This window comes from Flavobacterium sp., from assembly GCF_036405015.1.
In the GTDB taxonomy this organism is placed as follows: Bacteria; Bacteroidota; Bacteroidia; order Flavobacteriales; family Flavobacteriaceae; genus Flavobacterium.
The window spans coordinates 16,295-42,247 of record NZ_DASWYK010000235.1; the positions used below are offsets into that span (position 1 = coordinate 16,295).

The window sequence follows — 25,953 nt, forward strand, 5'->3', positions numbered from 1 at the left end:
TTAAAATAGTTAAATACTTAAATACTTAAAGTTTAAATCAGAAAAGAAAGAAGAAGAGATATATTAAAGTATATGTCCCCCTTATGTTTCTCTCTTTTCTTAAAAGAAATACTAAAAAAACATATAAATCCCGAAAGGGGGACATCAGTATTTTATATATACAATAATCAGCAGCCTGGATCTTAAAACAATCTGACTGCCGATTGAGTCAATCCTTCATGAGATTGAATAAAAAAGAATATATATAAAATGATTTTCAACAAGTATAACAACTGCAGGCAGTTCTCAAATGAGAAAATAAACCTTGAAGAACTTATTACCACAATTAAACAAAATCCACATAAATTGGAAATTACTAGATTAAGAAACATAGCCTATAAGTCAACAGAATACGATAAAATTAAATTGCTACTACCTGTTGTTACACCTCATGGAACGTTCGTCAATTCTAAAAAAGATGGCATTAGCACACTTTCGGGTTATATGTATTTTGACATCGACGGTTTTAAAAATTCCCAAGATGTCAATCAAACAATTAAAAAGCTAAGTGATTCATTTCCCGTTTCATTAATATGCAGAAGCGTTGGCGGCAGAGGCTTGGCATTCCTTTTAAAGGTCAGCGGAGTAACAATTGAGAATTTCGACAGCATCCATGCATTTATACGTCACGATTTCAAAAACAATGGATATAAGATTGATGATGCGGCAGGCGGGCTGGTTAGAAAATGGATCATTACTTATGATCCAGAGGTGATATGTAATTATGATAATGAATATATTATTGACCAAACCGCATATGACAAGTTTATCGAGGGAAGGAAAACAACTGGAAAAAAAGCTGGAAAAAGAAATGCAGACTCAGAATTAAATAGTGATCTGGATGAAATAATTCCTTTTAGTGCTCTTTGTAAATTGATTAAAACAGAATCTGAATTCGATAAAGAAATAGAAGGTGATTTTACAATTGAAGAGATGGAATATTATAAAATCATCTATCCCGCCATTATTAAGGACGGCAATAAGCATAGGACATATATTAGGATAATTAATGCATTATACTACTTGAATCCCACCATTACCCAACAGCAGATTCTTTCATACCTTTTTTACATCAATACGACAGCTGAAGCCAAAATGCCAATGTCCAAATTGAAGTTATTAGTTAAAAATATTTGCGGTCGAATCGAACAAACAAAAGATATCCTCATTAAAATCAGACTCAAAAAAATACATTTTAACAAAGATTCAAATCTAACCAAAACTCAAAAGCAGAGCATGGCAGGAAAAATAAATGGTGCCTTAAAATCAAATAAAACGAAGGAAGCGATTCAACAGGCTATTGCCGAAATGGAGGCAGACAATATAAAGCCAACTAGAAAAAATATCGCCGAAATATTAGGAATAAGTCAAAAAACGGTCCAGAGAAACTGGAAAAAAGAATTGACAGATATTTCGACACTTGATTTCACAAGTTGCAAACAGACAAAAATGATGAACAATAATTTAACAGAGGTTGATTATTATGAAGATTATATTACAGAAGATATTCAGGAAAATTTCATTGATGATGATTTTGATTTCTGGGCTGATTAATTGTTAAAATATAACGATTTATAAAATGTTCTTTAATGAAGGTTAAATGAACATTCCGAGTGTTATTAAGGTATATTTAAATTATCGGTCAAAATAATGTTCGTTTATGAGTTAAAAATATACTAAAGAACATTATATTTGCAATCTAAAAAAACAAAAGTATGACCGGCAGCGAGTTTATCGATTTTGACAAAGCATTAAATTTGGGAATGAAACTTATTAAAACGGGAGAAAACCCAAATTTAGGATTATTGATCGTAACAGGAATTAATCTTGGTGTTAGAATTCAAGATTTATTGAAATTCACCTTTCAGGATTTACGCAAGGATTCAGTGACAATCATTGAAGGAAAGACAAGCAAAAAACGTATTTTAGCTATTAATAATAACATCCATAAGGCTATTTCTTTTTTTAATATTAATTATGATGGTTATGCATTTAAAAGTCAGAAAGGTACCGTATACTCACCCCAGCATGTTAATAGGCTTTTGAAAAAATATTTTAGAGGCAAAATCAGTACCCATAGCCTCAGGAAGTCTTTTGGAAGAAGGGTTTGGAACAATGATAATCAAAGTGAAAGGAGTCTTATTTATCTTTCGGAATTATTTCAGCACTCGAGTATCAGCATAACTCGTATATATTTAGGTATCAGACAGGAAGAATTAGATAATATTTATATAAATCTCTAGTCCTAATAAATTCAAACAAAAAATCCCGAATCATAAATTCGGGATTTTTTTTAATATAATTCAGCGTCTTTAATTTCATATATTTTATTAGGATAATTGCTGGTGGGGCTTAATCCAACGAATTTTCCCTTAATATTCACTAAATCAATGAAGCCTGACCTAAATTCATCAATTGTTTCCTCGACTTTATATTCATAATTTAAAACTGGTTCCGAAGAGTTATACATTTTTAATTTCTTGACATCTCTCGCGTTTTTCAGCGTTATATACAAGACAGCTGAATAAGTTGATTTATATTTTTCATCATAATCTATTTCCTTTTTATCAAAATATTCGGATACAAAATTTCTACCAGGAGGATTATTGTTGAGACGTGGAATGGCTTTATTATGCTCTTTGTCATAAAAAATACCATTTAATATAACTTCGTTTCCATTTACGATATAACCACTTATTCCAACATTCTTTAGCTCAACTTCTTTATTAGTGTTGTCGGATTCGAAAAATGAATCATTTTTTAAGTTTTCGGCAAATAAATAAGATTCATAATTTAAGCTGCTTTGTGTTTCTTTTTCTGCTTTTTCTACTTGAACATTTGCAGTATCAGCAATCCTGGCTGTCTCTGTCTTTTCTGAAATTTTTCTTTTATTGTCACAGTTAGTAAATAAAGTAATTGCGATTACGGATGATAGAACTCTAATAGTAATGTTTTTCATTTTATATAATTTTAATTTGTTGTTGTAAATGATTTAATGTCGCCGTAGTATATCTCGCTTCCATTCAAACTTGAAGCGAAAGGACGAAAGTAATAGGTGGTTTTTGAATTAAGATTTTTTACCGATATTTTGAACGGCTCAGTCACTTCTGTTTTAGCATATATAGCGGTGTCATTTACATTTGGGTTTGTATTGGTCGCAGAAATACATATTCCTATTCTGATGTTATCCCACCTTAAGTTGCCATTTTTAAAAATTACGGCGCTAAGAATTGCTGAATTGGAAGTTATACTAGAAGGGTCATAAGTTATAAACTGCGTTGGCATAATTATTAATTTAGAAGTTTGAAATTTTATTTCATTACTGTAATATACATTTCCTGAATTAGTTATAACGAATGGTTTGGCATAATAAATAGTGCTTTGCTGTAAGCCTATTAGTAAGGTACTCGCCGGTCCAAGTATAACCTCACCATCTTCCACTTTAAAATCATTTATTGTCGGGTTTCCAGTGGTATTATAGCATACCCCTCTAGATTTTAAAGATTTTTCAGTATCTGACTTAATTAGTGACGAAACCAAAACTGCTGTCGGCATAATATCAGTTGCTTCATAAGTTTTAAGGCTCAAGATTTCTTTAGTGTCATCTGTTTGTGGATTGTCTGCTGATTCCTCGCTAGAACAGCTAAAAAATATCATAACCAAAAGTATGATGCATTTACTTCTTACAAAGTTTTTCATAATTGAATTTTATAAATGAATAATTATTTGTCTGATTCCGATATGGAATTAATACAAATATACAAATTATAGCACAAGTGCTATAATGATTTTGTTTTATATGTAGTCCCTTTGATATGTGGAAAAGAAAAATTTAAAACAAAGAAAACTGATCTTCGATCAGGAAGGTTTAGAATTGCTGGCCAAGCGACTAAAGGAAATACGCGCAGAAAAGGGATTATCTCAAGAAGAACTAGCATATCGTTCTGAGATAACATTGTCACAAATTGCTAGAATTGAAACTGTTAGAATTAATCCAACAGTAAGTACTATATTTAAAATTGCAAGAACACTGGAAGTTTCGCTTAGCGAAATATTTAATTTTGAGTTGCATTCGCATAGAGAGAAGTAACATAAATTTTAACAATTCCACAGATCCGTAATAAAATAGTTTTTAATTAAATTTACAAAAAACTGTAAATCATATAAATACAAGTTTATTATGTTTTATTCTATCGACAATCCAAAAAATTTTAGATTTTTAATTATTATACATCTGGCAATTATCACAGTGTTTAGCATTCTACTATTTGAGCGTCACAACAAAACCGTAAAATTAGAAAGGGAACTTGCTCGAATAAACCATGAAGTCTACTTAAAACAGGTTATCCATGAAAACAGAGTAAAGAAATTTGAAAAGGAAGCATTGGAACATGAACAGCAAGTTCAACAAATGAAATCAGAAATATTATCCAAATTAAAAAAAAATGAAGATTGATATTGAAGTAGTTAAAAATTATCTAACTGTGTTCCAAGAGTACGATTCCCCAGTAATTTCAACTTATGAATTATTTAAGCTGTTAGGCTTGGATTATCAAAAAAATGATGACATCAAAATGCTTTACCACTATCTAAAGATCCTTTACGATCAGGATCTCATTGATATAGAAAGCACAAAAGCTGAAGATAAACAAACCCTTGGGTTTTCGTTTAGCCACAGTGGAAGGGTTATATTGGTTAGCCGACAATTTAGACTGACTAACGAAGGCCATAAAACGCTGGAAATAATGCTGCAATCTAAAATTTGGAATTTTACCAAATCCCAACTAGGTACAATTGGTGTAGAAAGTATTAAACAAATCCCTACAATTGCACTAGCGTTGATTAAGCATCAGTTATCTATTTAAGTGATTTAGTTATTATGGACTCAGAAGCAGCAATGTAGTTTAAAACTATTAACAATAATCTTAGGTTTATGATAAATTATTAGTCACCAAACCATAATTTATCAAATTACTTAAATTGTCTACAACCGTGCCATCTTGATTGGTTCTTAAATACTTATTTGGATAGCTTCCCACAACTGAAATAGTGGCACCTCTATTCCATCCTTCTGTACTGTAATTCCATAAAATTGTTATCGCAGAATTTTGGCTATTATCCAATAAGCTAATTGCATTTGATTTTGTTGTTTTTGTAGCTAAGCCAATCGTGTTTTCCCTATCACTAAATTGATGGATTGCATAATGTGTGATAACATTGTTACTATCCTTCCAAACTCCTGAAATTGCGTAATTTGCCATTTTTTATTCCTTTTAAATATTTTTACTATTTTATAAAATACTCCGTTTAGTTATTTGCTTCATAAATGACATCTCCAAATATTTTTTTCAAACCTTCTAAAGCATTATCTGACAACTGTTGAGTAAAAAGCAAACACAACCTTTTTTGGGGTCTTGAACATGCAACATAAAACAGATTTCGGTTTCTTTCAAAGGTGTCTTGTTTATCAGCAGGTACATTTCCTGAGTTAATCCACTCTAAAAATTGGTTCCAATTGTATTGATTCCATCCTCGACCTAAAACAACAATCACATTTTCAAATTGAGCGCCTTTTACTCCATGCTTTGTTGAATATAAAGTTTTATCATCAATATATTTGGAAACATTTGAAATTTCAACATATGGAATTGACCTTATTGATTCGATTTTAGAAGCAAAGTCTTTATCATCTTCTTCTCTTTCTCTTTCTTTTTCATCTACAGCTTTAATTTGAGCAAAACGATACTCTTTCTCTTCGATTTTTCTTGGCAATCTTGGTTTCTTTGTAGTTTTTAATAAATCTAATACATTACCAATGGTTCCGGCATGACGAAGTGCAAGAAGATTTGTCATATCGTCAAACCATACTTTTTTATCTGCGTGTTTCCGAATCCTTGGTGTACTTATATTAAATGAATGAATCATTTCACCATACTTTTTATTTTGAAATGCATCTGCTCCTATTTCTACTACATCTATTAGAAAAGAGATATATTCATTATTTTTTTTTAGATAATCATCATTATCTGAAAATGCTCTAGCAACATTTTGATATCCTTGCTCGGAAGCTAAGACATTATTAGTAAGCATTAAGATTTTAGTTGTGTCTGAACTAATATTCCAATCATTTTTATCTAATTCATGTTTTGTCCATTCTAAATAATCGTGGGCAATACCTTCTGGAAGATCACCATTCCAATGTGGGCCTGTTCTTCTTTCTCCTCTCCAATTATTACTATGAAAAACAACTATTTCCCCTTCAGATTCAGGATTGTACTCAAACTGTTTAAGCTCAGGACGCATCCTGTTTAAAATGGTAACAATATTTTTATCCGAACGGAAATTAGCTTGTTTACCTATAATTTCCATTTTACCTTTACTTGTTTCAATAAAACCACAAGATTCTGTGCCGTAAATTTTCTGCCAGTGATCACCAAAAAAGCCTAAAATTATATTGGATTCAACCTCAATAAAATTAGCTACTAATGCGTCTGCTAAAGCTTTATTTGTATCCTGATACTCATCAATTAGAATAATGGGAAACTTACTTGTAAAAATCTTTTTAAACTTATTATCCGACAAAAGTGAGGTAAATAGCTTTATAACATCATTATGATGTAAAAATATTTCTTCTTCTGTTATTTTTGGATATCCTAAATTATATATAACTTTTTGTGTTTTTATTCCACCTGCATCTTCAATCCTTTCTTGCCATCTATCCCCTAATTCTACCATCCGGTCGCGAAGTCCCTTTTGAAAGTTTTGTATGGCTTCCCATGCGAAAGCATGTATCGTATCAGCTAATACAATAGGATGATTATCTGTTCTAGAACGAATCTCATCTTTTGCAACGTTTGTATACGTAATACATGCAATTTTTTTACTTGTTTTTAAATATTCTGCATTATTTTTTTCTATCAGGTACTTTAAAGCTTTAATTAAAGTGTAAGTCTTCCCTGCACCCGCACCAGCTTCAACAAGAAAGTGCTTTTTATCATCAATTGCTTTAAATACATTAGCTAAACACTCAATTGATGCCTTCTCTGCAGGACTTAAATCTACTTTTTCTGCCATGATTTTATTCTACTACTTCATTAATAACTTCAACTGCATCTATAGCTGGGGCTATAGGTTTACTTGCAAGCCACACTAGACCTTCATGGATATATTTTGGCACAGTCCATTTGGTTTCTTCAAGTGCATATTTCAAAGCAAATTCAGTTTTTTTCTTGTTGTCTGGTGCTAGTGCTTCGGCGCTTGCTTCTACATCATCTTCTCCAATTTCTAAAATTCCAAAATGTTCTCTATTAGCCAATATAAATGCTTCTTCAAAACTTCTGCCGATCGCAACTTTTCCCTCTTCTGCAATTTGAAACGCTATTCTTCTTGAACCTGAAACTTTATTCTCTTTCGTAAAAGCGATACAGTCAGCAAGCGAATAATAACCTTGAGAGCCTTTTGCAAACCAGTTTTTTATACCTGCATTTGAAGTATGGGTACCATCTTTTACAAATGAACCGTGATAAGTAATTTTATCGCCAGGAGTCATCAACACTGAATCTAGATCTGTAATAACCAAACATTGCAATTCAAGAAAATCTAAAAATTTATAAAAATGATGAGCATATGCACCGCCTACCTCTATAGTTGTTACATACTGCAGACCAAGCTGTGGCTTACTCAAATCTGTTGCATCACTTTTTGCTATAAGTAGTGGCATCATTAATCTTTCTGCCGGCCCTTCAATAAGAATAGCTTTATCTGCAAAATATAAATCACACTTAGTTAAAGTTAAGTATTTGTGAAGAAACTCTTTATCTTCTTTCAGATCATCAGTAGTGAATTCTTTCCTCAAATCTTTCACTATAGTTTCTCGTACTGGATCTTTTGTAGTTAAAAAATATCTGATTGCTTCAAAATCGGCTTCATTTGCCATGTGTGTAGAATGTGTAGTAACGACAAACTGAACAGGCCAAGGTTTACCATCATTTAATGTATTTGAAAATTCATTTGCAATTTCATACAGCTTTCTAATAAAAATCTGTTGCATTTGGGGATGCAAATGCGCTTCTGGTTCTTCTATAAAAATAATATCTAAACTGTTTGAAATCTGCCTGCTTTGGTATCTACGAAAAAATTCAAAAAGCTGAAATAAAATGTAAATCAAATTTCTCGAACCTAATCCATTATATGTTTCTGGCAGGAAGAGATTATTTCCTTGACCATATCGAATTTTTGTGTGGCTCTCTAAAATATTTGACACATCAATAGTCGTCTCAGTACTCAAGTTAGGATCCGAAAGACCCGGATAGCCAAACAAACCAAGAGCGGGCAAAAGCTTATTTAATTGAGTATTAAAATCAGTGTCTACCTTTTCTTGGATATCATCAATAACCACTTGCAACGCCGCTGAACTATCCTGCATATCTTCAGGTGCTGAATTCGATTGAGATGTTTTAAAAAGTTGCGCTAAAACTTTTCCCAGCACGTCTTTTTCAGAATGTGTAACATCATCAAGTCCTCTTTGCGCATTTATAAAGCTAGCCCCTAATACTGATCTAAATTTCGAGTAATCAATTGTAGCTGTATTTTCTGTATCGGTAGGATCTACAGCTGTAATATGAGTTTCAAAAAGGCTAGGGATTCTCTCTTTAAGTGACTTCATGAAAAATTTTATGCTATCTTCACTTTCATCTACTATACCATCAAAAAGCGAATCTATTTTACCATTTTTAAGAGAGTATCTAACAGCTATTATAACGATATTACTTGCAGGATCAAGATCAATTATAAAATCTCCTAATAATCCTAAATCATCTATATCAACTGGGTATTGTATCGTAATTCGAATTTCAATAAATGGAAGGTGATCTCGTATCTCAGCATCATCTTTCCCAATCAACTTCGCATGTAATCCTTTAAGAAAACCATCCATTGCAGAAAGACTAAAATCGTAAATTGAGAAGGACGGATTTTTATCTCCAATTAGTCGACGGAAAATTTCCGTTAATGATGTTTTTCCTGAATTGTTTCTTCCGACGATAACTGTTGTGTGATCTTCCAAAGAAAGAATCACGTGTTTTAATAATCGAAAATTGATTATTTCAAGAGTTTTAATTTTCATTTCAGTTTATTTTAATAGCAATGGTGAAAAATTATTTTAATGACTGAATCAACTAAAATTATTCAGCCAGTGTATGGAAATTTCTTTTTAAACAATAATATTTCTTTATAACATTTTAATCATCTTCTCTGAATGAATTATCTTTAGCTTCTTCTAAAATATCCTCAATATCAACTTTAAGAGCGTCACCGATTAATTCAACTGCTTCGGATTGAGGTAATAATTCTACTTTTCTTAAATGCCTTTCTATTGCTCTTGATCTAGTTCCGGCTGAGTCAATTGTATTTGTTGCCTCTTGTAATTTCTTTTTCGTCTTATCCAAGATATTTCCGAATTTTCCAAACTCAGTTTTTACTGCACCTAAAATCTGCCAAACTTCGCTAGACCTTTTTTGAATTGCTAGCGTTCTGAATCCCATATTTAGACTGCTTAAAAAAGCAACAAGATTTGTTGGGCCAACAACAATAATTTTCAACTCTCTTTGTAGTTTTTCGAATAAACCTGTTCGTCTTAGTACTTCCGCATACAGCCCTTCTGTCGGAACAAACATAATTGCAAAATCAGTTGTGATAGGTGGATTAATATATTTATCACTAATATCTTTTGCACTTTTCTTAATAGCATTTTCAAATTGTCGATTGACAATTTCAATATCCTTAGCATCTATCGCTCCAATATTATCATAAGCCTCTAATAATCTTTGATAATCTTCATTTGGAAATTTTGAATCTATCGGTAGATATAAAGGAGTATTATCATCAGTTTGGCCAGGTAATTTAACAACATACTCAACTCTTTCTTGGGTGCCATTTTTGACAATTTTATTATGTTCAAATTGCTCTGGGGATAAAATCTGTTCTAATATTGCACCCAGTTGAATTTCACCGAAATTCCCTCTTGTTTTAACATTGGTTAGTACTTTTTTCAAGTCCCCAACACCAACTGCAAGTGTTTGCATTTCTCCTAATCCTTTATGTACTAATTCAAGCCTATCGCTAATAATTTTGAAAGATGCATCAAATCTTTTTTCAACAGTAGCTTGTAATTTTTCATCAACAGTATTACGCATCTCTTCAAGTTTTTTTCCGTTTTCATCTTGAAGTGTTTGAAGTTTTAATTCTACAGTTTCTCTAATCTTTTCTAACTTTGTTTCGGTATCTGATTTTAATTGCTCTTGCTTTGTGATTAATTCGGTAAATTTTTGTTTTTGTAATTCGTTAAAATCTTTCACATTTTGAGAAAACTTGTCTTCGAAGGATTTTAATGATTTCACTTGTTCTTCTCTATTTTCCTTAGCTGAAGTAGTAAGTTGATCATTTAAATCTTTAGTTTTTTGGTCAAAAGAAATAAGCAATTTATCGGTTTTTTCTTCGTTGCTTTTTAATGAAGTAGCTAACTCATCTTTTGTTAGCTTTGAAGATTTTATAAACTGCTCTGTAAATTCAGACTGTTTTTTCTCATTTGATAAAATTAGCTTCTCAATTCTATCTTCATTATTTTTTGTTAAAATTTGAAGTTGTTCAGAAAAGTTACCAAACTGATCCTTCTGTAATGTGGAGAGATCTGTTATGTTTTTGGTTAAAGTATCTCCAAACGTTTTAAACGATTTCGCCAACTCTTCCCTAGTTTCTCTGGAACTTTTCTGTGCTTCATCTCTATTAGTAGAAAATTCAGAACGGATTAGTTGATCTATTTTCGTAAATTCTAAATTATGTTTTGCGAGTTCATCCTTGAAGGCATTATTTTGATCTGATTTCTTAAATATTATTAAAAAAAGATTAATAATAAGCAAGATTATAATTAATATTAATAGTGTAATTATCATATTCATTCTTTTAATTTTTATACTTTAAATTTTATTCAGCAACAAATAGAATGAATAAATTTATTATTCTATTACGGAAATCCGTAACAAATAAATCATTTTCAAATTGATACACAATACGTATTTATACTGGTTTTTGACTTCCGAAGTTTATTCAAATAGGCTGCAGAGGACCAAGTACTGACCACATAAAGCATTAGTATCTCAAGAAAAAGAATTATATTAAAGTAATTTATTAATCATATTCATGGAGCCCCATTGACAACATTAACCTGATTGATTTGATCTGTTACGAATTGATAATTGTCTTAATTGTTTTCTGCCTTTTCGCTTTTACCTTATATCTCCTAATCATATCTTCAACCTTTGGCTCAACATAAATTTTATATTTCCTTTTTGTTTCAGGTAAATAATCGATGGAAGTAAACTCGTTATCAAAAGCAACCACAACTTCACCAACAGATATAGGAAATCCCTCAAATGAGGTCAAACAATTAGACTGGCATGTAAAAACTTCACCAACATATTTCGGTGCATTTTCTAATGATGTTAATCGATTATAAGAACAGTTGAAAGTTCCTGTGACATTGTTGAATTTTATAGGTATTTTTTGAAGATCCATTTCCATCAGAATCACATCACCATCAACATCTATAGAGCCATCTTCATTGAAAGTGTAGTCATCTATATGATATGTTTCACAAAGATCCATAATCGTTTTTTCTCCGGTCTTTTTTTGTAGTGCATTCATAATTATTCTGCCGAGATTAAACTGTTGCCGCCAGCTTTTTAGTATGGGTAATATTTTCTCATTTGCATTACACGCAATGGCATAACGCATTATTAACAAGTCTTTCCATTTGGAAGACTGTGATGTATCAAAAAGATACATTGAGAGTTTTACGCAGCAGGCGAATGATGTAAAGCTGCAACCATTAGATAATGGTATTTTGAGGTTTGTTTGTAGGGCAAATGTAGTGCAATCATAGAATACCTTCCAAATTTCAGTAAGCCACACAATGACAAAACCATCGGATTTAACGCAATACAAAAGTGATTTTAGACTTTATAAATCAATAAATAGCGTTATTTATTATCAATACTTTAAAAACCAAAAGTAGATGTATCTAATTTTGTATCTAATTATATAAAATTTTATATATTATTTCAAGCGGAAATGCGAATATGATAAAAGTGACATTTTACATCAAAATTTTTTCTGAACAAGTGATTTTTTGATTGGAAAACTATATTTTAGGATCAATCCAGAATCAGATTAAATCTTATTTAAGTTCTTTAAACAAAAAGGATGAGCTAATTGCCCATCCTCCTTTTTTATATTAAAAGACTTTTTTGTTTATTCCCAATCATTCCAATCTGAATCTTTACTTTCTCGCCATAAGCCCTTTCCAATTTCTAAGTTAACAGTTCTTTGAAGCGTATCATCAATTCCTAAGATTGTACCTAATGGCACAATTCTTATTTCTTCTTCTTTAAAATCTGGGCCTGGACCTGAAAACATTTCCCAAACATGATCTTCCCATCTCATAAGTTCTACTATTGTTTTACCTTTTAATGAATCAATATCAGTTATAACATAAGATTTTTTAGGAACTTTAATATTCCAATCCATGTCAAGCCACTTCCAAATTGGGTCATCTTTAATAGTAGGGTGCAACATTAAAGGTGTATCCAATGTTCTATTCTCTAGAACAATTTGATAGGCTAAAATTTCATCAACGTTATAATAATCGTAAACGCCAAGCATTAGTTTTTTGCACCAAGATGGGTCAACTTTATCTAAATAATATTTATTACCAGATAGTGTAAACTTTGAATCTATTTTTGATCCAGATTGCAATTCATTATATACATGTCGGAATAATGATTCGTTGTCCTCAATAGAAATAAATCCGCCTGCAACTACTAATTCAAAACCAAATTTTTCAGTTAATCCAATAGAATAAGAATAATCTGGATTTTGACCAGCATTTACTAATGTAAGATGGTAGTTATTTTTACTAATGCCAGTTTTTATAATCTCTAAAAATTCACACCTAGTCATTTATTTTATACATTAATTTTAACAAAAATAAAAACAACTTATTAAATAGAGTGAGACAAACATGCCTCTTTATAGTCAAGTTTTTTGTTTTCTAATTCATTATTTAAAAGACTCTTAATTGGCAAAAAACTAACTTCTTTAGGAACGTTTACAGAAATATATCCTTTTAAATGATTTCCTTCCCAACCACAATCAAAACTTTCAATTTTTTTTGTGATACCTTCAATATCGTTTTCATTATATATGATTAATTGAATAGTACTATTTCCTGATTCAATAATTATATCATCAAAAAATAATTCGCCATCATCATCTTCTACACTTATTAAGTCATCATAAGCAATATTGGGTGCGAAAAAAGGAATATTTTTAATTCTATAACCGTTTTCTTCCTTAGCAGCCCAAACAGTTTCCATAGCTATTTCCCCTTCGAGATTGTAGTAAACAAACGTTACTTTATCATTTACTTCTTCTTTCATTACCCTTTTTTAAATTACAACCTCTACATAATATTTGACCATTAGCTGGGTACGGCAAAAGTGATGATTTATACCTTGAACCAATAGCTTCTTTTTGTTAATTTAGAACTTCTGGCAGGTATGGATTTATTTCATCGCCATAGCTGTCTATTCTTAATAATACACCCTGTTTATACTTTGTTCCAGAAACATCTTTATATGACATACTAAAAATTATATAATGATGACTTCCGAAATTTTCTATTAGAAAGTGAAGAAGATAGATTCCATCATCCTTTTTCAAATGATTTTGCTTCTGTGGTGCCCATGCAACTCGGTTAACACCTTCCATTTCACTATGATCAACAGAAATTTCAAGTGCCGTATTAAAAGACTCATTAGTAACTTCAATACTGTAAATCCTGCTGTTTTCCCTTTCTTGAGGTGTAATTATATTTTCAGATATTTTATATTTTAAATCAGGTTTTATACTTTCCCGGAATCTCACACTTTCAATTTCAAAAAGTTTGTTTTGAGTAATTTGCACTTCTTTTTGAGATTTTAGTGTTTTGTAAAGATAATACGCAGTCAAAGTTGTAACTGCAACCATAAGCCAGTCAGAAACTGTTCCCCATACTTCTGGATCAAATTGCCACATATTTTAGATTTTTAAATGAATATTTTGTGCATAATTAAAAAGGATGAGCAACATGCTCATCCTTCTTATTTAAATTAATCCAAGATCTTCAAAAAATAACCTTAAATCATATCTAAATTTTTCTTTATCAAAATTTTTAACCTTTTTTGGAAGTGAATCAAGGTTTGATAAAGAATTTAAAATTTCTTTCGCTAAAATCTTTTTACTTAATTCATCATAGGAATCTATAAAATCTTCGTAAAGTTCATTATCAATTTTAAAATCATTTTCAAAAGTCTTGGATATTTCCATTTCTTCACCTGTAAGTCGATTTACAACTTTCTTATAGTCTGTATATTTGGGTTTTCTTACTTTATACCAACCTTCATATCCCTCTTTTGTTTTTATACAAATACATCCTAAAAGATAATTTTGAATATCTTCCCCATAATTATTTTTATTTAAAAATATATTTATTTCATCTGATAGCTGATTGATTAATTGGGATTTATGATCTGCATCTCTATCAATTTCTAATGTTATTTTAAATCTCATATCTTATCTAAAAATTTTATTTCCTGGTGGTAACTGACCATTTTGAATATAATAATTAACTATTTTTGACTTTTCTGCTATTCTAGCTTGTGTTTTTGTTCCCTCAAATTCATTGACCTGCTTTACACCTGGTCCAATTCCATCTAATTGAGTTTGCGTATATCTACCATCAGGTGAACTAGTTTCCCCATATTTCCAAACATCACCTGCATTAAGAGACATTGTCCCTGTTGGTACAGAAGAACCTGCTGTCATTACAGGATATTCACCACTGACCGATGCTCTTAAAGAATACTGAACTGCGGGTGGTCCAGGATCTTTTTTCATAATCTCGGAAATTTCGTATCCTGCTTTTAAAGTTATGGCTAGTAATGCGGCACCAGTTACTTCTACGCCTGCACCTGCATCATTTACAGGATTACCTGCACCACTTATTACTGTTGCACCTGCAAGTGCCAAACCACCTTTCATTACTTCGCCAGATGTATCTCGAGTAGCATTTTCTGCCGCTTCAGCCGCATCTGGTGAGATATTCATTTCACCGTTGTTTGTAAAAAAACCATAATCACCTAGCACAATTTTGTTCCCGAGAGACGAAGTATAACTTGTACCATTTTGATAAAAAGTAGCATTCTGATATAAAGCATCCGCAGATGCCTGATCAGTAACCCTGCTATCATATATCATTCCTTGACTAGTGTTAACCCAATCATCGGCTTGCATTCCATCTGGATCAACAAAATAGATCGGATTATTGTAAGCATAATTATAAGGTGTCCATCTACGGGAAGTTTCTGCCTTAGGATCAATATTCATCCAACGCCCTAAAGCCGGATCATAATTGCGTGCCCCAAAGTCGTAAAACCCAAGCCCTAACTCGTCTTGCAGTTCTTTTCCATTGTACTTATACTTATTCACACCAGCCACATAATCATTATATCCTTTGTGTTTCAACCCGAAAGGATAATAATTATTCTCTTCAATAATTTCAGTAACCTGTGTCGTTGGGTTTCTGGCGTAACTCAGGCGTACATTCCCCAAATGATCCTTATACTGAAAAACATATGAATAAGCTCCATTATCATTCTTCACATATCCTTCGGCTGTTGGAAAAAACTCCAATATATTGTCCTTGTACTGGTAACCTCCCAGATAATTGGTTGTTGTACTTACCGTTCCCTCGGTAACGATCTTCTCAATCTTCTGTCCCGCTGCAGTGTAAATGTACTCAATACTGCCTGTTGTTCCAAACGTTATTTTCTTGGGAAGATTAAGGTGGTTGTAACTTATCTCGGTGATGTTTTTATTCTTATCAGTAATCATATTGCCGTTATCATCATAACTGTAATCATCGCCAGTTTTATTGATGTCGTTAAATCCACTACTGTTGTTTGAGTTATCGGTTACCTTGGACAACTGGTTGGAGTTGACAGGATAGATGTAGTCCAGATCATCGATGTCTATATTCCCCACCTGAGGATCATAATCCCCTTTCCTGCTCAGTTTTTTGATGTTTCCGTTCTTGTCGTAGACAAGGTTTTCATCATAGGCGCTTGTCGTGATGCCGTTCTTCTCATAGATCGCATTCTTTAGTCGGTTGAGTTTGTCGTATTTATAACCGTAGGCCCTTTCGTTTAAATCTGAAGCGGTTTTCCAGAATGTTTCTGATATGTTTCCGTTGAATAAAGGGGATACATCCGATATATCGGTCTGTACGGCATCATAGTTAATTCTAAAAGCAAACAGATCAACCGGATCCACATCCTGCCCAAGATCGCTTGTTTTATTGATTTCAGTCAACCAGCCCCTTATATTGTACTTGTAGTGTACCTTCTGAAGCGGGTTTGCTGTATTGTTGCCTACATTTTTGCGTACCAGTTGCCCAACAGCATCATAATCATTATCGGCCAAAAGCTCCACTGCCCCTCCATTGATCTGATGCGTATGGGTAAGGATGCGGTCTTGCGGAGAATAGGTAAATTCTTCACGGACCACTATTTCAGGACTACCCGAGGTGCGTCTATGTTTTGTAATGCTGTGCAGCGTTTTGCCCATAAAATCAAGTTTGCTTTCACTCGACGTATAACCTCCCAAATAATTCTCAAGATAGTTTTTTACCGGTCTGGCCTTGTCATCATAAAATATCGTGATGGTTTCACCCACAGTGGAAGCCGTAGTAGTTACGGCCCTTGTCCAGCTGCCCGAACTCAAGCCTTTTACATTACCCAAAACCGCCTGATCCTCAATAGTCGATGCAAGGGGCTGTGCATTTGGAAACGCGTAGTTATCATAATAGTTGACCGTCAGCAGTTTGAAATTTACAGGCTCGACAACATTGCTGTAATAAACCGCAATTTCGTCGATGGTACCCGAATCCTGTTTGCTTTCAAACAAAACGGTGGCATTGTTCTGGGCGTCCTGCAATGATTTGCGGACAGCAGAATTTGAGGCCTGGTTCTTCCATCCGGTATAAACAGGCCTGCTGTAAGCATCGTATTTGGTAATCATCCAGCCTGTCGCCCCATCGTTTTGGAAAGGGGATAGTACAGGGCCCGTAGCCACGGGACGATCCAGTTTGTCATAGACTATGAACTCCCATTGTTTTCCTGGAAGCTTTTTCTCCACCAAACGGTTTTTCTCGTCGTATTTATATTGGTAGCACAAACCATTCAAAACCTCATAATCTATATTCCCATCCGCTTTTGGAGGGATCACATAGGTTAGGTTGCCATAGATGTCGTAAACATAATAGGTATCATGTTTGTCTCCTGCGTCATAGGTTCTTTTCAGGATGACCTGTCCTTCCTTGTTTTTGAATTCAACTGTGGAGCCGGAACCTTCCGCGGGACTGGCAGAAGTGTTTTCATCATAGGTCACCGTTTTGTAAAGTACGTTTTCCGCATAGCTCCCACCGTCTGAAAATGAAATATCGTACAAGCCCGAACCCGCACTCCACGATGTTGATGCCTTCAAGAGCCTTACTTCATCCTTCTGCTTGTTGGTCTGGTATTCCAGTTTGATTTCATGGCCGCTCCCCATTAACCAGGAACCTCCCGGAGCTGCCTGTTTTAAGATCCTGCCCAGTGGCGAGTTTTCCAGTTCTTTTTCTGAATACGGATTTGAGCCGTTGTCATACAAACTGCTGTAAAATGAAGCGGAGGCACCAATTGCGGTACTGGTCTCGATTCTGGAATAATTGGTACCTCCATTTGCTGCCGCATAAGGTAGGTATTCCTTTATCTGCCTGCCAAATCCATCATATTCAACAGCAGTAACAAGATCCTCCCCATTGCCGCCCTGGCCGATCCCTCTGCCCTGCAAGGAACGCCCCAGTCCGTCAAAATAAGTCACGTTCTGGGTCATCTCTTCTTTCGTCAGGGAATTCAGATTGGCCGACTGAACTGCTTTTTTGGGCGCTATGGTGTAAATGAAATTATCGTCAGAAAAGGTTTGGCCTATAATTGTCTTAGTAAAAAACAATAAGAATATTATTAATATATTTTTTTTCATTGAATTTCTATTTTACTTTTTTACTATTAATATCTGACCATGTTTGTCAGCGTGACACTTGTTACGTTTACTATACTCCCTACTAATGATATCTCTGTAACTTTATCAGCTTCACCTCTTGCATAGACCACGGTTTCGCTTCTTGTAGCTGTCGCACCGCTGGTACGTACAAAAGTTATTTCAAAAGTTAATGTTGCACCATTATGGGCTGTTGTAGAAGCAGAAGTCGAAATCGACAACTTTCTAGTTGACGTATTAAAGTAATATTCATAATCAAATCTAACGGGTGGAGGAATAAATGTGCATGATCCGATTGCATTCGCATTCGCCTGCCCATTATTGAGTAGAACCATAAGGGCCAAATTATCGGCATCTGCCTGCGAAATTGTTGATAATCGCGCTCCATAAGGTACAGAATACACAACAGAACCTCCTATATAATTAACACCACAATTGTTTCTGGTAAAAGTGGCGGATTGAGCAGCACTGAAAAATGTACAGGTCGCTTGCATATTTGCCCATTGCTGCCCAAAAGTATTTATGGCATCCTGTGCCTGATTATCTGCATGTGATTGCGAAAAATTGCTAACAAATTCCCCATAAGGGACCGAATATGTATAAGTTCCAGGATCTGTATTTGCAGGGCAGTTATTTCTAAAAAAAACTCTACTTACAGGTGCATTATAGAAAGTACAACTACCATTCGCATTGGCATAGGCCTGACCATTATTATTCACATAAGAGAGGGCTTGAGAATCAGCTGCAACCTGTGAATCGGTAGAACTGTATATACCTGCGGCAACGGAGTACCAGACACTTGAAGGACTTCCTCCAACTGCACAATTGTTTCTGGTAAACAATCCGCTCTGCGCCGTATTCCAAAAAGTACAGGTAGCATTCGCATTGGCATAGGCCTGACCGTTATTATTCACATCATAATCAGCCTGCGCATCGGCAGCCACCTGAGAATCTGTAGAACTGTACAAACCTGCTGCAACGGTATACCAAACACTGCCAGGGGCACCTCCTTCCGCACAGTTGTTTCGACTGAACAATCTGCTTTTCGCACTATTCCAAAATGTACAGTTAGCATTAGAATTGGCATAAACCTGACCATCAGCTATAAATTTGGAATAACCATAAGCATCTGCATCTGCCTGAGAGATTGTTGATGTTACTGCTCCTATTCCCTGACTGTAGGACACACTTGAACCGGAGCCGCCTGCAGCACAATCATTCTTGGTAAACGAACCGCTCTGTGCTGCACTGTAAAAAGTACAATAACCATTGACATTCGCATAAACCTGACCATCAGCTATAAATCTGGAATAGCCCAAAGCATCGGCGTCGGCCTGGGAAACTGTTGATGTGACAGCACCTGCTCCCTGACTGTAAGAGACATTTGAACCAGCCCCACCAACGGCGCAATCATTCTTGGTAAACGAACCGCTCTGTGCTGCACTGTAAAAAGTACAATAGCCATTGGCATTGGCATAAGCCTGGCCATCAGTTATAAATTTGGAATAGCCCAAAGCATCGGCGTCTGCCTGGGAAGTTGTCGAGGTCTGCACTCCTGCTGCCTGACTGTAGGACACGTTTGAACCAGAGCCACCAGCAGCACAATCATTCTTGGTAAACGAACCGCTCTGTGCTGCACTGTAAAAAGTACAATAGCCATTGGCATTCGCATAAACCTGACCATCAGCAATAAATCTGGAATAGCCCAAAGCATCGGCTTCGGCCTGCGAAACTATCGATGTGACAGCACCTGCTCCCTGACTATAAGAGACATTTGAGCCAGAGCCTCCTGCAGCACAATCATTCTTGGTAAAGGAGCCACTCTGTGCTGCACTGTAAAAAGTACAATAACCATTGGCATTCGCATAAACCTGACCATCAGCAATAAATTTGGAATAGCCCAAAGCATCGGCGTCGGCCTGAGAAACTGTTGATGAAACAATACCTGCTGCCTGACTGTAGGACACGTTTGAGCCGACCCCGCCTGCAGCACAATCATTCTTGGTAAACGAACCGCTCTGTGCAACACTGTAAAAAGTACAATAGCCATTGGCATTGGCATAAGCCTGACCATCAGTTATAAATTTGGAATAGCCCAAAGCATCGGCGTCTGCTTGAGAAACTGTTGATGAAACAACACCAGCTCCCTGACTGTAGGACACGTTTGAGCCGGAGCCACCAGCAGCACAATCATTCTTGGTAAACGAACCGCTCTGCGCCACACTGTAAAAAGTACAGGAACCATTGCTGTTGGCATAATTCTGACCATCCGTATTGAATTTAGCCAGTCCTAGGGCATCGGCATCTGCCTGAGAAACTGTAGATGTTACCGCTCCTGCTCCAAGACTGTAGGATACCGTAGAACCGGATCCTCCCTCGGCACAATTGTTTTTAGTAAATGAACCGCTTTGAGCCGCACTTTTGTACAACACAACACTGCTCGACGAGTTATCATCACAATCTATGGTCTGGCCTTTGTAATTATAACAGTACTTTTGGAGTACATTTAGATCCTTATCCTTCACAAATCTCAATCTTCCCTACCTGTCATATTCATAGTAGGAAGAAAATCCTTTGGCATCGGTCATACTGGTGACACCAATCAATCTATTATAGGTGTAGGTTGAAACAAATGCATTGGGAAACGAATTCCTAAAAGAGTTCAGTGCATTTCTCAAAACCTGCTCCGAACAATCACCAGACATGCAATTATCGGAATCATTGTTGGAAAGAGTCTGTAAATTGGTTATTGTTTCAGGAGCAATCGCTGAATAAGGCAGATTCTCTATTTTTGCAATGGGCTGTGTTTTATCATACCCCCAAATAACAGAAACCGGAATTCCGTTTTCGGGTGTATATTGCAGAATATTCCCATGATCATCATATAAATCGTAGGTGATCTTTTTGTCCACATTCAGATCAATTCCCGACGAACCTTTGTTGGCGTAGACAGATTTTGGAAGCAATAGATTGCTTGTAGACGCACTTTTGTCATAATGGGTCAACTGCTCCGATATTTTGGCTCCTCCCTTAAAGCTTTGCGTGCTCAAAGGAATCCCGATCATGTTGGCTGTTTTCAATTCATTTATAAAAGGCTTGTCCGAGACTTGTGCATCCTGTGCATAAAAATACTTGGTCTCCAATGTCTCTCCTAATGAATTTGTTGTGGTCTGGGACGACAACTGAAGATGTAATGGATTATTATAATTGAACGTCGTACTGGTAATTACCTTACCGGTCAAAGTATTTGACGAATCATAAAAATAACTTGTCTTCTCCGATGATTTTTGATAATACCATAGTAGAGGCACACTGAACCCTACTGGTTCAATACTTTGAAGCACCTCTATACCACCATCAAGAAAGTAAGGACACATCGGTGTAAAGGGATCAGAGGGATTTTCTCGAATATTAGTAGTGGAATTGCGAAACATCTTAAAACCTACATAAGAAGAAGTATTAGAAGCATCTTCAAAATATGTGTTTTTTTCCTCTTCGACTATATAATCAGCAGTTCCTCTTGTTTTATATACTTTTTTTGAAAGTACTTTTCCTCTTTTCCATGTTGTAGAAATTTGCACCGCGGGACTTCCGAGAGGAATTTCATCCCCTCCTGTAGTAAACTCATATTGCGTATAAAAATTATTTATCTGGTTTTTAGTATCTATCTGTTTTTCTCTCACATATTGATAAATAACAGAATTGCCTTCTATGCCAAACCTTGAATTTGAACAAATACTATAAGTTCTCTGGGAATTTAGTCCAGGTGTACAAAGCGATCCTTCAACATCACAGGTATAGTAATTATAATTAGTAAAACTCTTTGTAGAAAATGTAGTAGCCATTTCGTTTATTAATTTCCCACTATTATGAGTGATATCTGTTATATTAGAATAATCATATTCTTTCTTTAAAATTAGAGTATTATCATGATCATAATTTTCAATACTTTGAATTCTTAACCCTGAACCTAGTACATTTTTAGGAGTAAGATCTTTGTTTACATATTTAAGCTGTAAATTGTTAATGCTATAGTACTGTCCATACACTTCAACTTCAATTGTACCAGACTTTGGTAAGGTAAGCGACTCATTAACATCCAGTGTAACCAGTCTTCCTGAATCATAAATTACATTAGATCCCGAAATTACTCTCACTCTTGCGTAATGATATTTGAGTAAAGTAGGATGATCTCCTTCTAGTTTCGCCAGTTTAAATGTCAGAATTCCCACAGCATTAACGGCCGTATAAGGAATGGAAACATAATTAACACAATCTGCTGGATTTGTGTTCAGACAAATGTTGCCATCATTAGGTCCTGGCCCCTCTTTTACAGGTACTGTGCCTCCTGTCCCCTGTATTACGCTACTATTTACAATTACAGGGACATATTGGTTTAAAACATCAACACCATAAAATTGATTATTTTCATAATTAAATCTTGTCCATCCTTTTGTTCGATAGTGTATCTCTTTTAAAATTCCCGCCTGAATAAATGATGTACTAACAGAACGATCCGCTTTACCTACTTCGGTTGGATAAGGACCGGAAAGATAGTGTTTAGGAATAAGGTCCAGATTATTTGTCAATCCATTATTATAGCCATAATAATCCTGACCTTTAGATGTCTTGTTGGGTAAGGAAATAGTGGAATATACAAATTCATCTTCATTCTCTCCAAACAAGTTTAAGATACGATCTAGTTTTAATCTTTTATCATTGTAAGTACTGCCTGTACTGAAATAAGAATATTCAAAAGTATATCCTTTTATACTTTCAAATCCATCAATTGTCATTTGCTGAATTTCAATTTTACTTAAATATCCATTTGTGGCTCCGTTAAACAAATCTTGTCTGCCGACATTCTTTGTAAACAAAATTCTTGATTTGCCATCATTAAAATTAATCTGTTTTATTTTTTTTAAAAATGTTTCCGTATTGCTCTTCTCGTCAACTACCGACCCTACGGAATTTGTAATAACTGGACTGGTACATGTAGAGCCATATGTAGTTTTTTGTGTTATGTCAACTTTTTGCGAAAAACTTTTATCAGATAAAACACCATCATCCGTATAAACAAAACTTATTTTAGCATTGGACGGAGTCACAATTTCATCAACATACCAGGCACTAAGGTAGTAATCGCTATGTGTCATCGCCCTAACAGAAGTTTCAGTAGTATTAAGCTTGTAAATATTACCCTGCTTATCAGTTATTTTAAACTTTAGATTAGATCTGTCTCCCCCAATAAGCTCAACTTTAAAAGCATCTGGCGGAACTGTTACCACCTCATTGGCTGCAAAATTTTTAATATAAAAACTTCCATTTACAGTTGGGGACGAAAAAACGTACATATCCTTAACTCTTGACTTATCAAGATCAGCAGAAATTGAAGCAATAGCTTCATGCTTGTAGGGATGGAGTTTAAAATAATTAATAATATTGTCATCATCGGGAATATAATCTACATAAGCATTATTCTCGTCAATATCATCTCTGGAACTCAAAACAACCTGAGCACCGGCGTTTAGGTTCCACCCCAGACCCACCCAGGTCGCTTCCTGGTTGACCTTGATTCCTGAGGCATGATAATCCAAAGAAATTGGAAGTTTAAATCCTTTTATATCCACCGTATACAAGGGTATTGAGATACCAGGTACACCTGTAGAGAGATCAACCGGATACTCTCCATATTTCAAAAAAGCCGCAGCCTCTGGAGATTTTGGAGCGAAATCAGGTGTGGAAGTCGTATTTTCTGTTTGTGCCTGTAAACTTGTAAATAGTGTTAAAAACAGCATTAAAAATACCGTTCTTTTTGTAAGTATGGAATGCTTCATTTTACCTGTTTATTTTTTTAATCACTTTGACCGATTCGGTTTTCACATCTGTTTTGATAATGATGATGTAAACACCTTCGGCATATCGGCTCAAGTCAACTGGAACAGTGCGGCTTGAAATCTCAAAATTCTGCAGTCTGCGGCCTGAAATATCCACAACCGTCGCGGTTCCTTTAGTAAAATCATAACCGATAATCACATTGGTATAAGTCGACACAGGGTTGGGAATGGCCTCTATACTGGCCTTTACTTTTTCTACCTTGGCTTTATCCTTAAGTTTCACCACCCAGAAATCATTGGATCCAATATTGGAATTCTTATCTTTCGAAGTCCCGTTGGAGGTTCCGGCCATAAGATATCCTCCATCCCTGGTTTCCACAAGCTTTCGAAGAATGTCCTCTCCGCCGCTTCCAACTGTTTTACTCCAGATCTCTTCCCCTTGTTCATTAATTTTCAAAACCATATAGTCGTTTATGCCGTCCTTTTCCTTGGCGATTAACCCAACGGCTTTGGAGGCCAGTCCCCCTCCCGATCTTGGACCGGAATTACGGGCATGTCCTCCAATCAAATAAGTATTGTCGTTATTTTCAACCAATGAGGTCAGAATGTCCACTTTCCCAAAATCGAATGTCTTGCTCCATATCACCTCGCCGTCCTGATCCAATCTTAAAATCCAGAAATCGGTCCCATTGCCAACAATTCCGCCCTGGGTGGTCAATGCGTTGGAACTGTTTGAATTTCCACCTACGATATAACCGCCATCTTTTGTCTGATGAATCACATAAGGCTGGTCGTCACCGTCTCCTCCATAGGTTTTCTGCCACTGGATCTCTCCTGTATCACTTATTTTTAAAACCCAATAGTCGCCAACACCTTTGTTTGCTTCCGTTTTATCTCCCGATACCGGAGAATTGGAATAACCCGCCAGGATATATCCGTTATCCGAAGTCTGTTCCATGCTTCTCAATAAATCGGAATATTGGCCTCCGTAGGTTTTCTGCCACTCTACAACACCCTGTTTGTCTAATTTCACCACCCAATAATCCATATTGCCCCTGCTTTTTTCAGACTTGGCATAGGGATCGGACACCATGGATTTTCCGTCCAATTTTGCACTGGAAATGGTATGCGGGCTGGAACTTGAAGAACCTCCCAAAACATATCCGCCATCGCGAGTTTGAAAAGCACAAAGCAGTTCCTCCTGGCCATTGCCCCCTATAGTTCGCTGCCATTGCTCATCACCGGCTGCATTAAGCTTTATGATCCAAAAATCGGAAAGTCCCTTGCACTCTTCCTTCTTCTCAAAACTTTTTGCCGAATTGGAGGTGCCGGCAAGAATAAATCCCCCGTCACTGGTATTTTTAATGCTCTGCAGAAGATCAAAACCAGAACCACCGAAACTTTTCTGCCAGTCCAGTTCCCCTTTTTCAGTCATCTTCCAAATCCAGTAATCCAGATCACCGTGATTATCATCACTTTTGTTTCCCGTTTTATTGGAAAGTGAGCTTCCGGCCAATATGAAAACCGTAATCAGCCGTGGGTTGGGCATCAAAAAGGTAGTCTGCATGTGTACCTCCATAGGATTTCTCCCAAAGAATATCCTGAGAATAATTTAAAAACGGTACAAAAAAAGAAAGCAGTAGGTAGAGTTTCCGCATAAGCATCTTTATAAATTTTGGTAATTATAACAATGCGGCTAATATAACTTAAGAGTTTGTAAGTTTTTTACGGGATTCCGTAATGCGGCGACTTTTATTTATAGATCAGAATTAAATCTTAATTTTTTCAAATTAGACATTATACAGCTGACTAGTCAGCAAGAATTAATCATACCGCTTTGACTGCAAAACAAAAAAATAATCATGTGGTATTAGGCTTATTTATT

General features: G+C 35.2%; 19 protein-coding genes. 4 read left to right on the forward strand and 15 right to left on the reverse strand.

Annotated elements, in window-relative coordinates:
- The first annotated feature begins 249 nt into the window (after nt 1-249).
- A complete protein-coding gene (locus VGE71_RS20315) occupies nt 250-1,593 on the forward strand; it encodes a BT4734/BF3469 family protein (protein ID WP_331139931.1) in 1,344 nt (447 codons plus the stop codon).
- Nucleotides 1,594-1,754: 161 nt separating this feature from the next.
- Entirely contained in the window at nt 1,755-2,282 is a 528-nt protein-coding gene (locus tag VGE71_RS20320) for a tyrosine-type recombinase/integrase (protein ID WP_331139932.1), read from the forward strand.
- Between the two features lie 50 nt (nt 2,283-2,332).
- Here VGE71_RS20320 and VGE71_RS20325 read toward each other — a convergent pair whose 3' ends face one another.
- On the reverse strand, nt 2,333-2,998 hold the full coding sequence (locus tag VGE71_RS20325) for a hypothetical protein (protein WP_331139933.1): 666 nt from the start codon (nt 2,996-2,998) through the stop codon (nt 2,333-2,335).
- An 11-nt stretch (nt 2,999-3,009) separates the two neighbouring features.
- Complete coding sequence (locus VGE71_RS20330; RefSeq protein WP_331139934.1) at nt 3,010-3,696, reverse strand: hypothetical protein; 687 nt, start codon at nt 3,694-3,696, stop codon at nt 3,010-3,012.
- Between the two features lie 160 nt (nt 3,697-3,856).
- Between VGE71_RS20330 and VGE71_RS20335 the strand changes: the two genes are divergently transcribed.
- The gene (locus tag VGE71_RS20335) at nt 3,857-4,129 is read left to right on the forward strand and encodes a helix-turn-helix transcriptional regulator (protein ID WP_331139935.1); all 273 of its coding nucleotides are present in this window, start codon (nt 3,857-3,859) and stop codon (nt 4,127-4,129) included.
- Nucleotides 4,130-4,484: 355 nt separating this feature from the next.
- Nucleotides 4,485-4,904, forward strand: coding sequence for a hypothetical protein (locus VGE71_RS20340; RefSeq protein WP_331139936.1), 420 nt, complete (start codon nt 4,485-4,487; stop codon nt 4,902-4,904).
- A 66-nt stretch (nt 4,905-4,970) separates the two neighbouring features.
- Here the strand turns inward: VGE71_RS20340 and VGE71_RS20345 are convergent, their stop codons facing one another.
- The 13 genes from VGE71_RS20345 to VGE71_RS20405 all read right to left on the reverse strand — a co-directional run bounded on the left by VGE71_RS20345 (nt 4,971) and on the right by VGE71_RS20405 (nt 25,647).
- Nucleotides 4,971-5,300: a DUF3892 domain-containing protein gene (locus VGE71_RS20345; protein WP_331139937.1), complete on the reverse strand. Its 330-nt coding sequence runs from the start codon at nt 5,298-5,300 to the stop codon at nt 4,971-4,973.
- Between the two features lie 46 nt (nt 5,301-5,346).
- Entirely contained in the window at nt 5,347-7,113 is a 1,767-nt protein-coding gene (locus tag VGE71_RS20350) for a UvrD-helicase domain-containing protein (protein ID WP_331139938.1), read from the reverse strand.
- Between the two features lie 4 nt (nt 7,114-7,117).
- Nucleotides 7,118-9,163 (reverse strand): ATP-dependent endonuclease, encoded by a 2,046-nt coding sequence (locus VGE71_RS20355; RefSeq protein ID WP_331139939.1) that lies wholly within the window; start codon nt 9,161-9,163, stop codon nt 7,118-7,120.
- 115 nt (nt 9,164-9,278) lie between these two features.
- Nucleotides 9,279-10,988 (reverse strand): DNA recombination protein RmuC, encoded by a 1,710-nt coding sequence (rmuC, locus tag VGE71_RS20360; RefSeq protein ID WP_331139940.1) that lies wholly within the window; start codon nt 10,986-10,988, stop codon nt 9,279-9,281.
- Nucleotides 10,989-11,277: 289 nt separating this feature from the next.
- On the reverse strand, nt 11,278-11,829 hold the full coding sequence (locus tag VGE71_RS20365; protein ID WP_331139941.1) for a hypothetical protein: 552 nt from the start codon (nt 11,827-11,829) through the stop codon (nt 11,278-11,280).
- A gap of 516 nt (nt 11,830-12,345) precedes the next feature.
- Nucleotides 12,346-13,053, reverse strand: a complete 708-nt coding sequence (locus VGE71_RS20370) for a DUF4262 domain-containing protein (protein ID WP_331139942.1) — start codon at nt 13,051-13,053, stop codon at nt 12,346-12,348.
- A gap of 41 nt (nt 13,054-13,094) precedes the next feature.
- Nucleotides 13,095-13,532 carry a DUF4265 domain-containing protein gene (locus tag VGE71_RS20375; RefSeq protein WP_331139943.1) on the reverse strand — a complete coding sequence of 146 codons (438 nt, stop codon included), beginning with the start codon at nt 13,530-13,532 and terminating at the stop codon, nt 13,095-13,097.
- 97 nt (nt 13,533-13,629) lie between these two features.
- Nucleotides 13,630-14,169, reverse strand: a complete 540-nt coding sequence (locus tag VGE71_RS20380; RefSeq protein WP_331139944.1) for a hypothetical protein — start codon at nt 14,167-14,169, stop codon at nt 13,630-13,632.
- Nucleotides 14,170-14,238: 69 nt separating this feature from the next.
- On the reverse strand, nt 14,239-14,703 hold the full coding sequence (locus VGE71_RS20385; RefSeq protein WP_331139945.1) for a hypothetical protein: 465 nt from the start codon (nt 14,701-14,703) through the stop codon (nt 14,239-14,241).
- A 3-nt stretch (nt 14,704-14,706) separates the two neighbouring features.
- Nucleotides 14,707-18,213 carry a DUF6443 domain-containing protein gene (locus VGE71_RS20390; RefSeq protein WP_331139946.1) on the reverse strand — a complete coding sequence of 1,169 codons (3,507 nt, stop codon included), beginning with the start codon at nt 18,211-18,213 and terminating at the stop codon, nt 14,707-14,709.
- Nucleotides 18,214-18,239: 26 nt separating this feature from the next.
- Nucleotides 18,240-20,756, reverse strand: a complete 2,517-nt coding sequence (locus VGE71_RS20395; protein WP_331139947.1) for a DUF5977 domain-containing protein — start codon at nt 20,754-20,756, stop codon at nt 18,240-18,242.
- Nucleotides 20,757-20,771: 15 nt separating this feature from the next.
- Nucleotides 20,772-23,780, reverse strand: a complete 3,009-nt coding sequence (locus VGE71_RS20400; protein WP_331139948.1) for a hypothetical protein — start codon at nt 23,778-23,780, stop codon at nt 20,772-20,774.
- 289 nt (nt 23,781-24,069) lie between these two features.
- Nucleotides 24,070-25,647, reverse strand: coding sequence for a T9SS type A sorting domain-containing protein (locus VGE71_RS20405; RefSeq protein ID WP_331139949.1), 1,578 nt, complete (start codon nt 25,645-25,647; stop codon nt 24,070-24,072).
- Nucleotides 25,648-25,953: the final 306 nt, after the last annotated feature.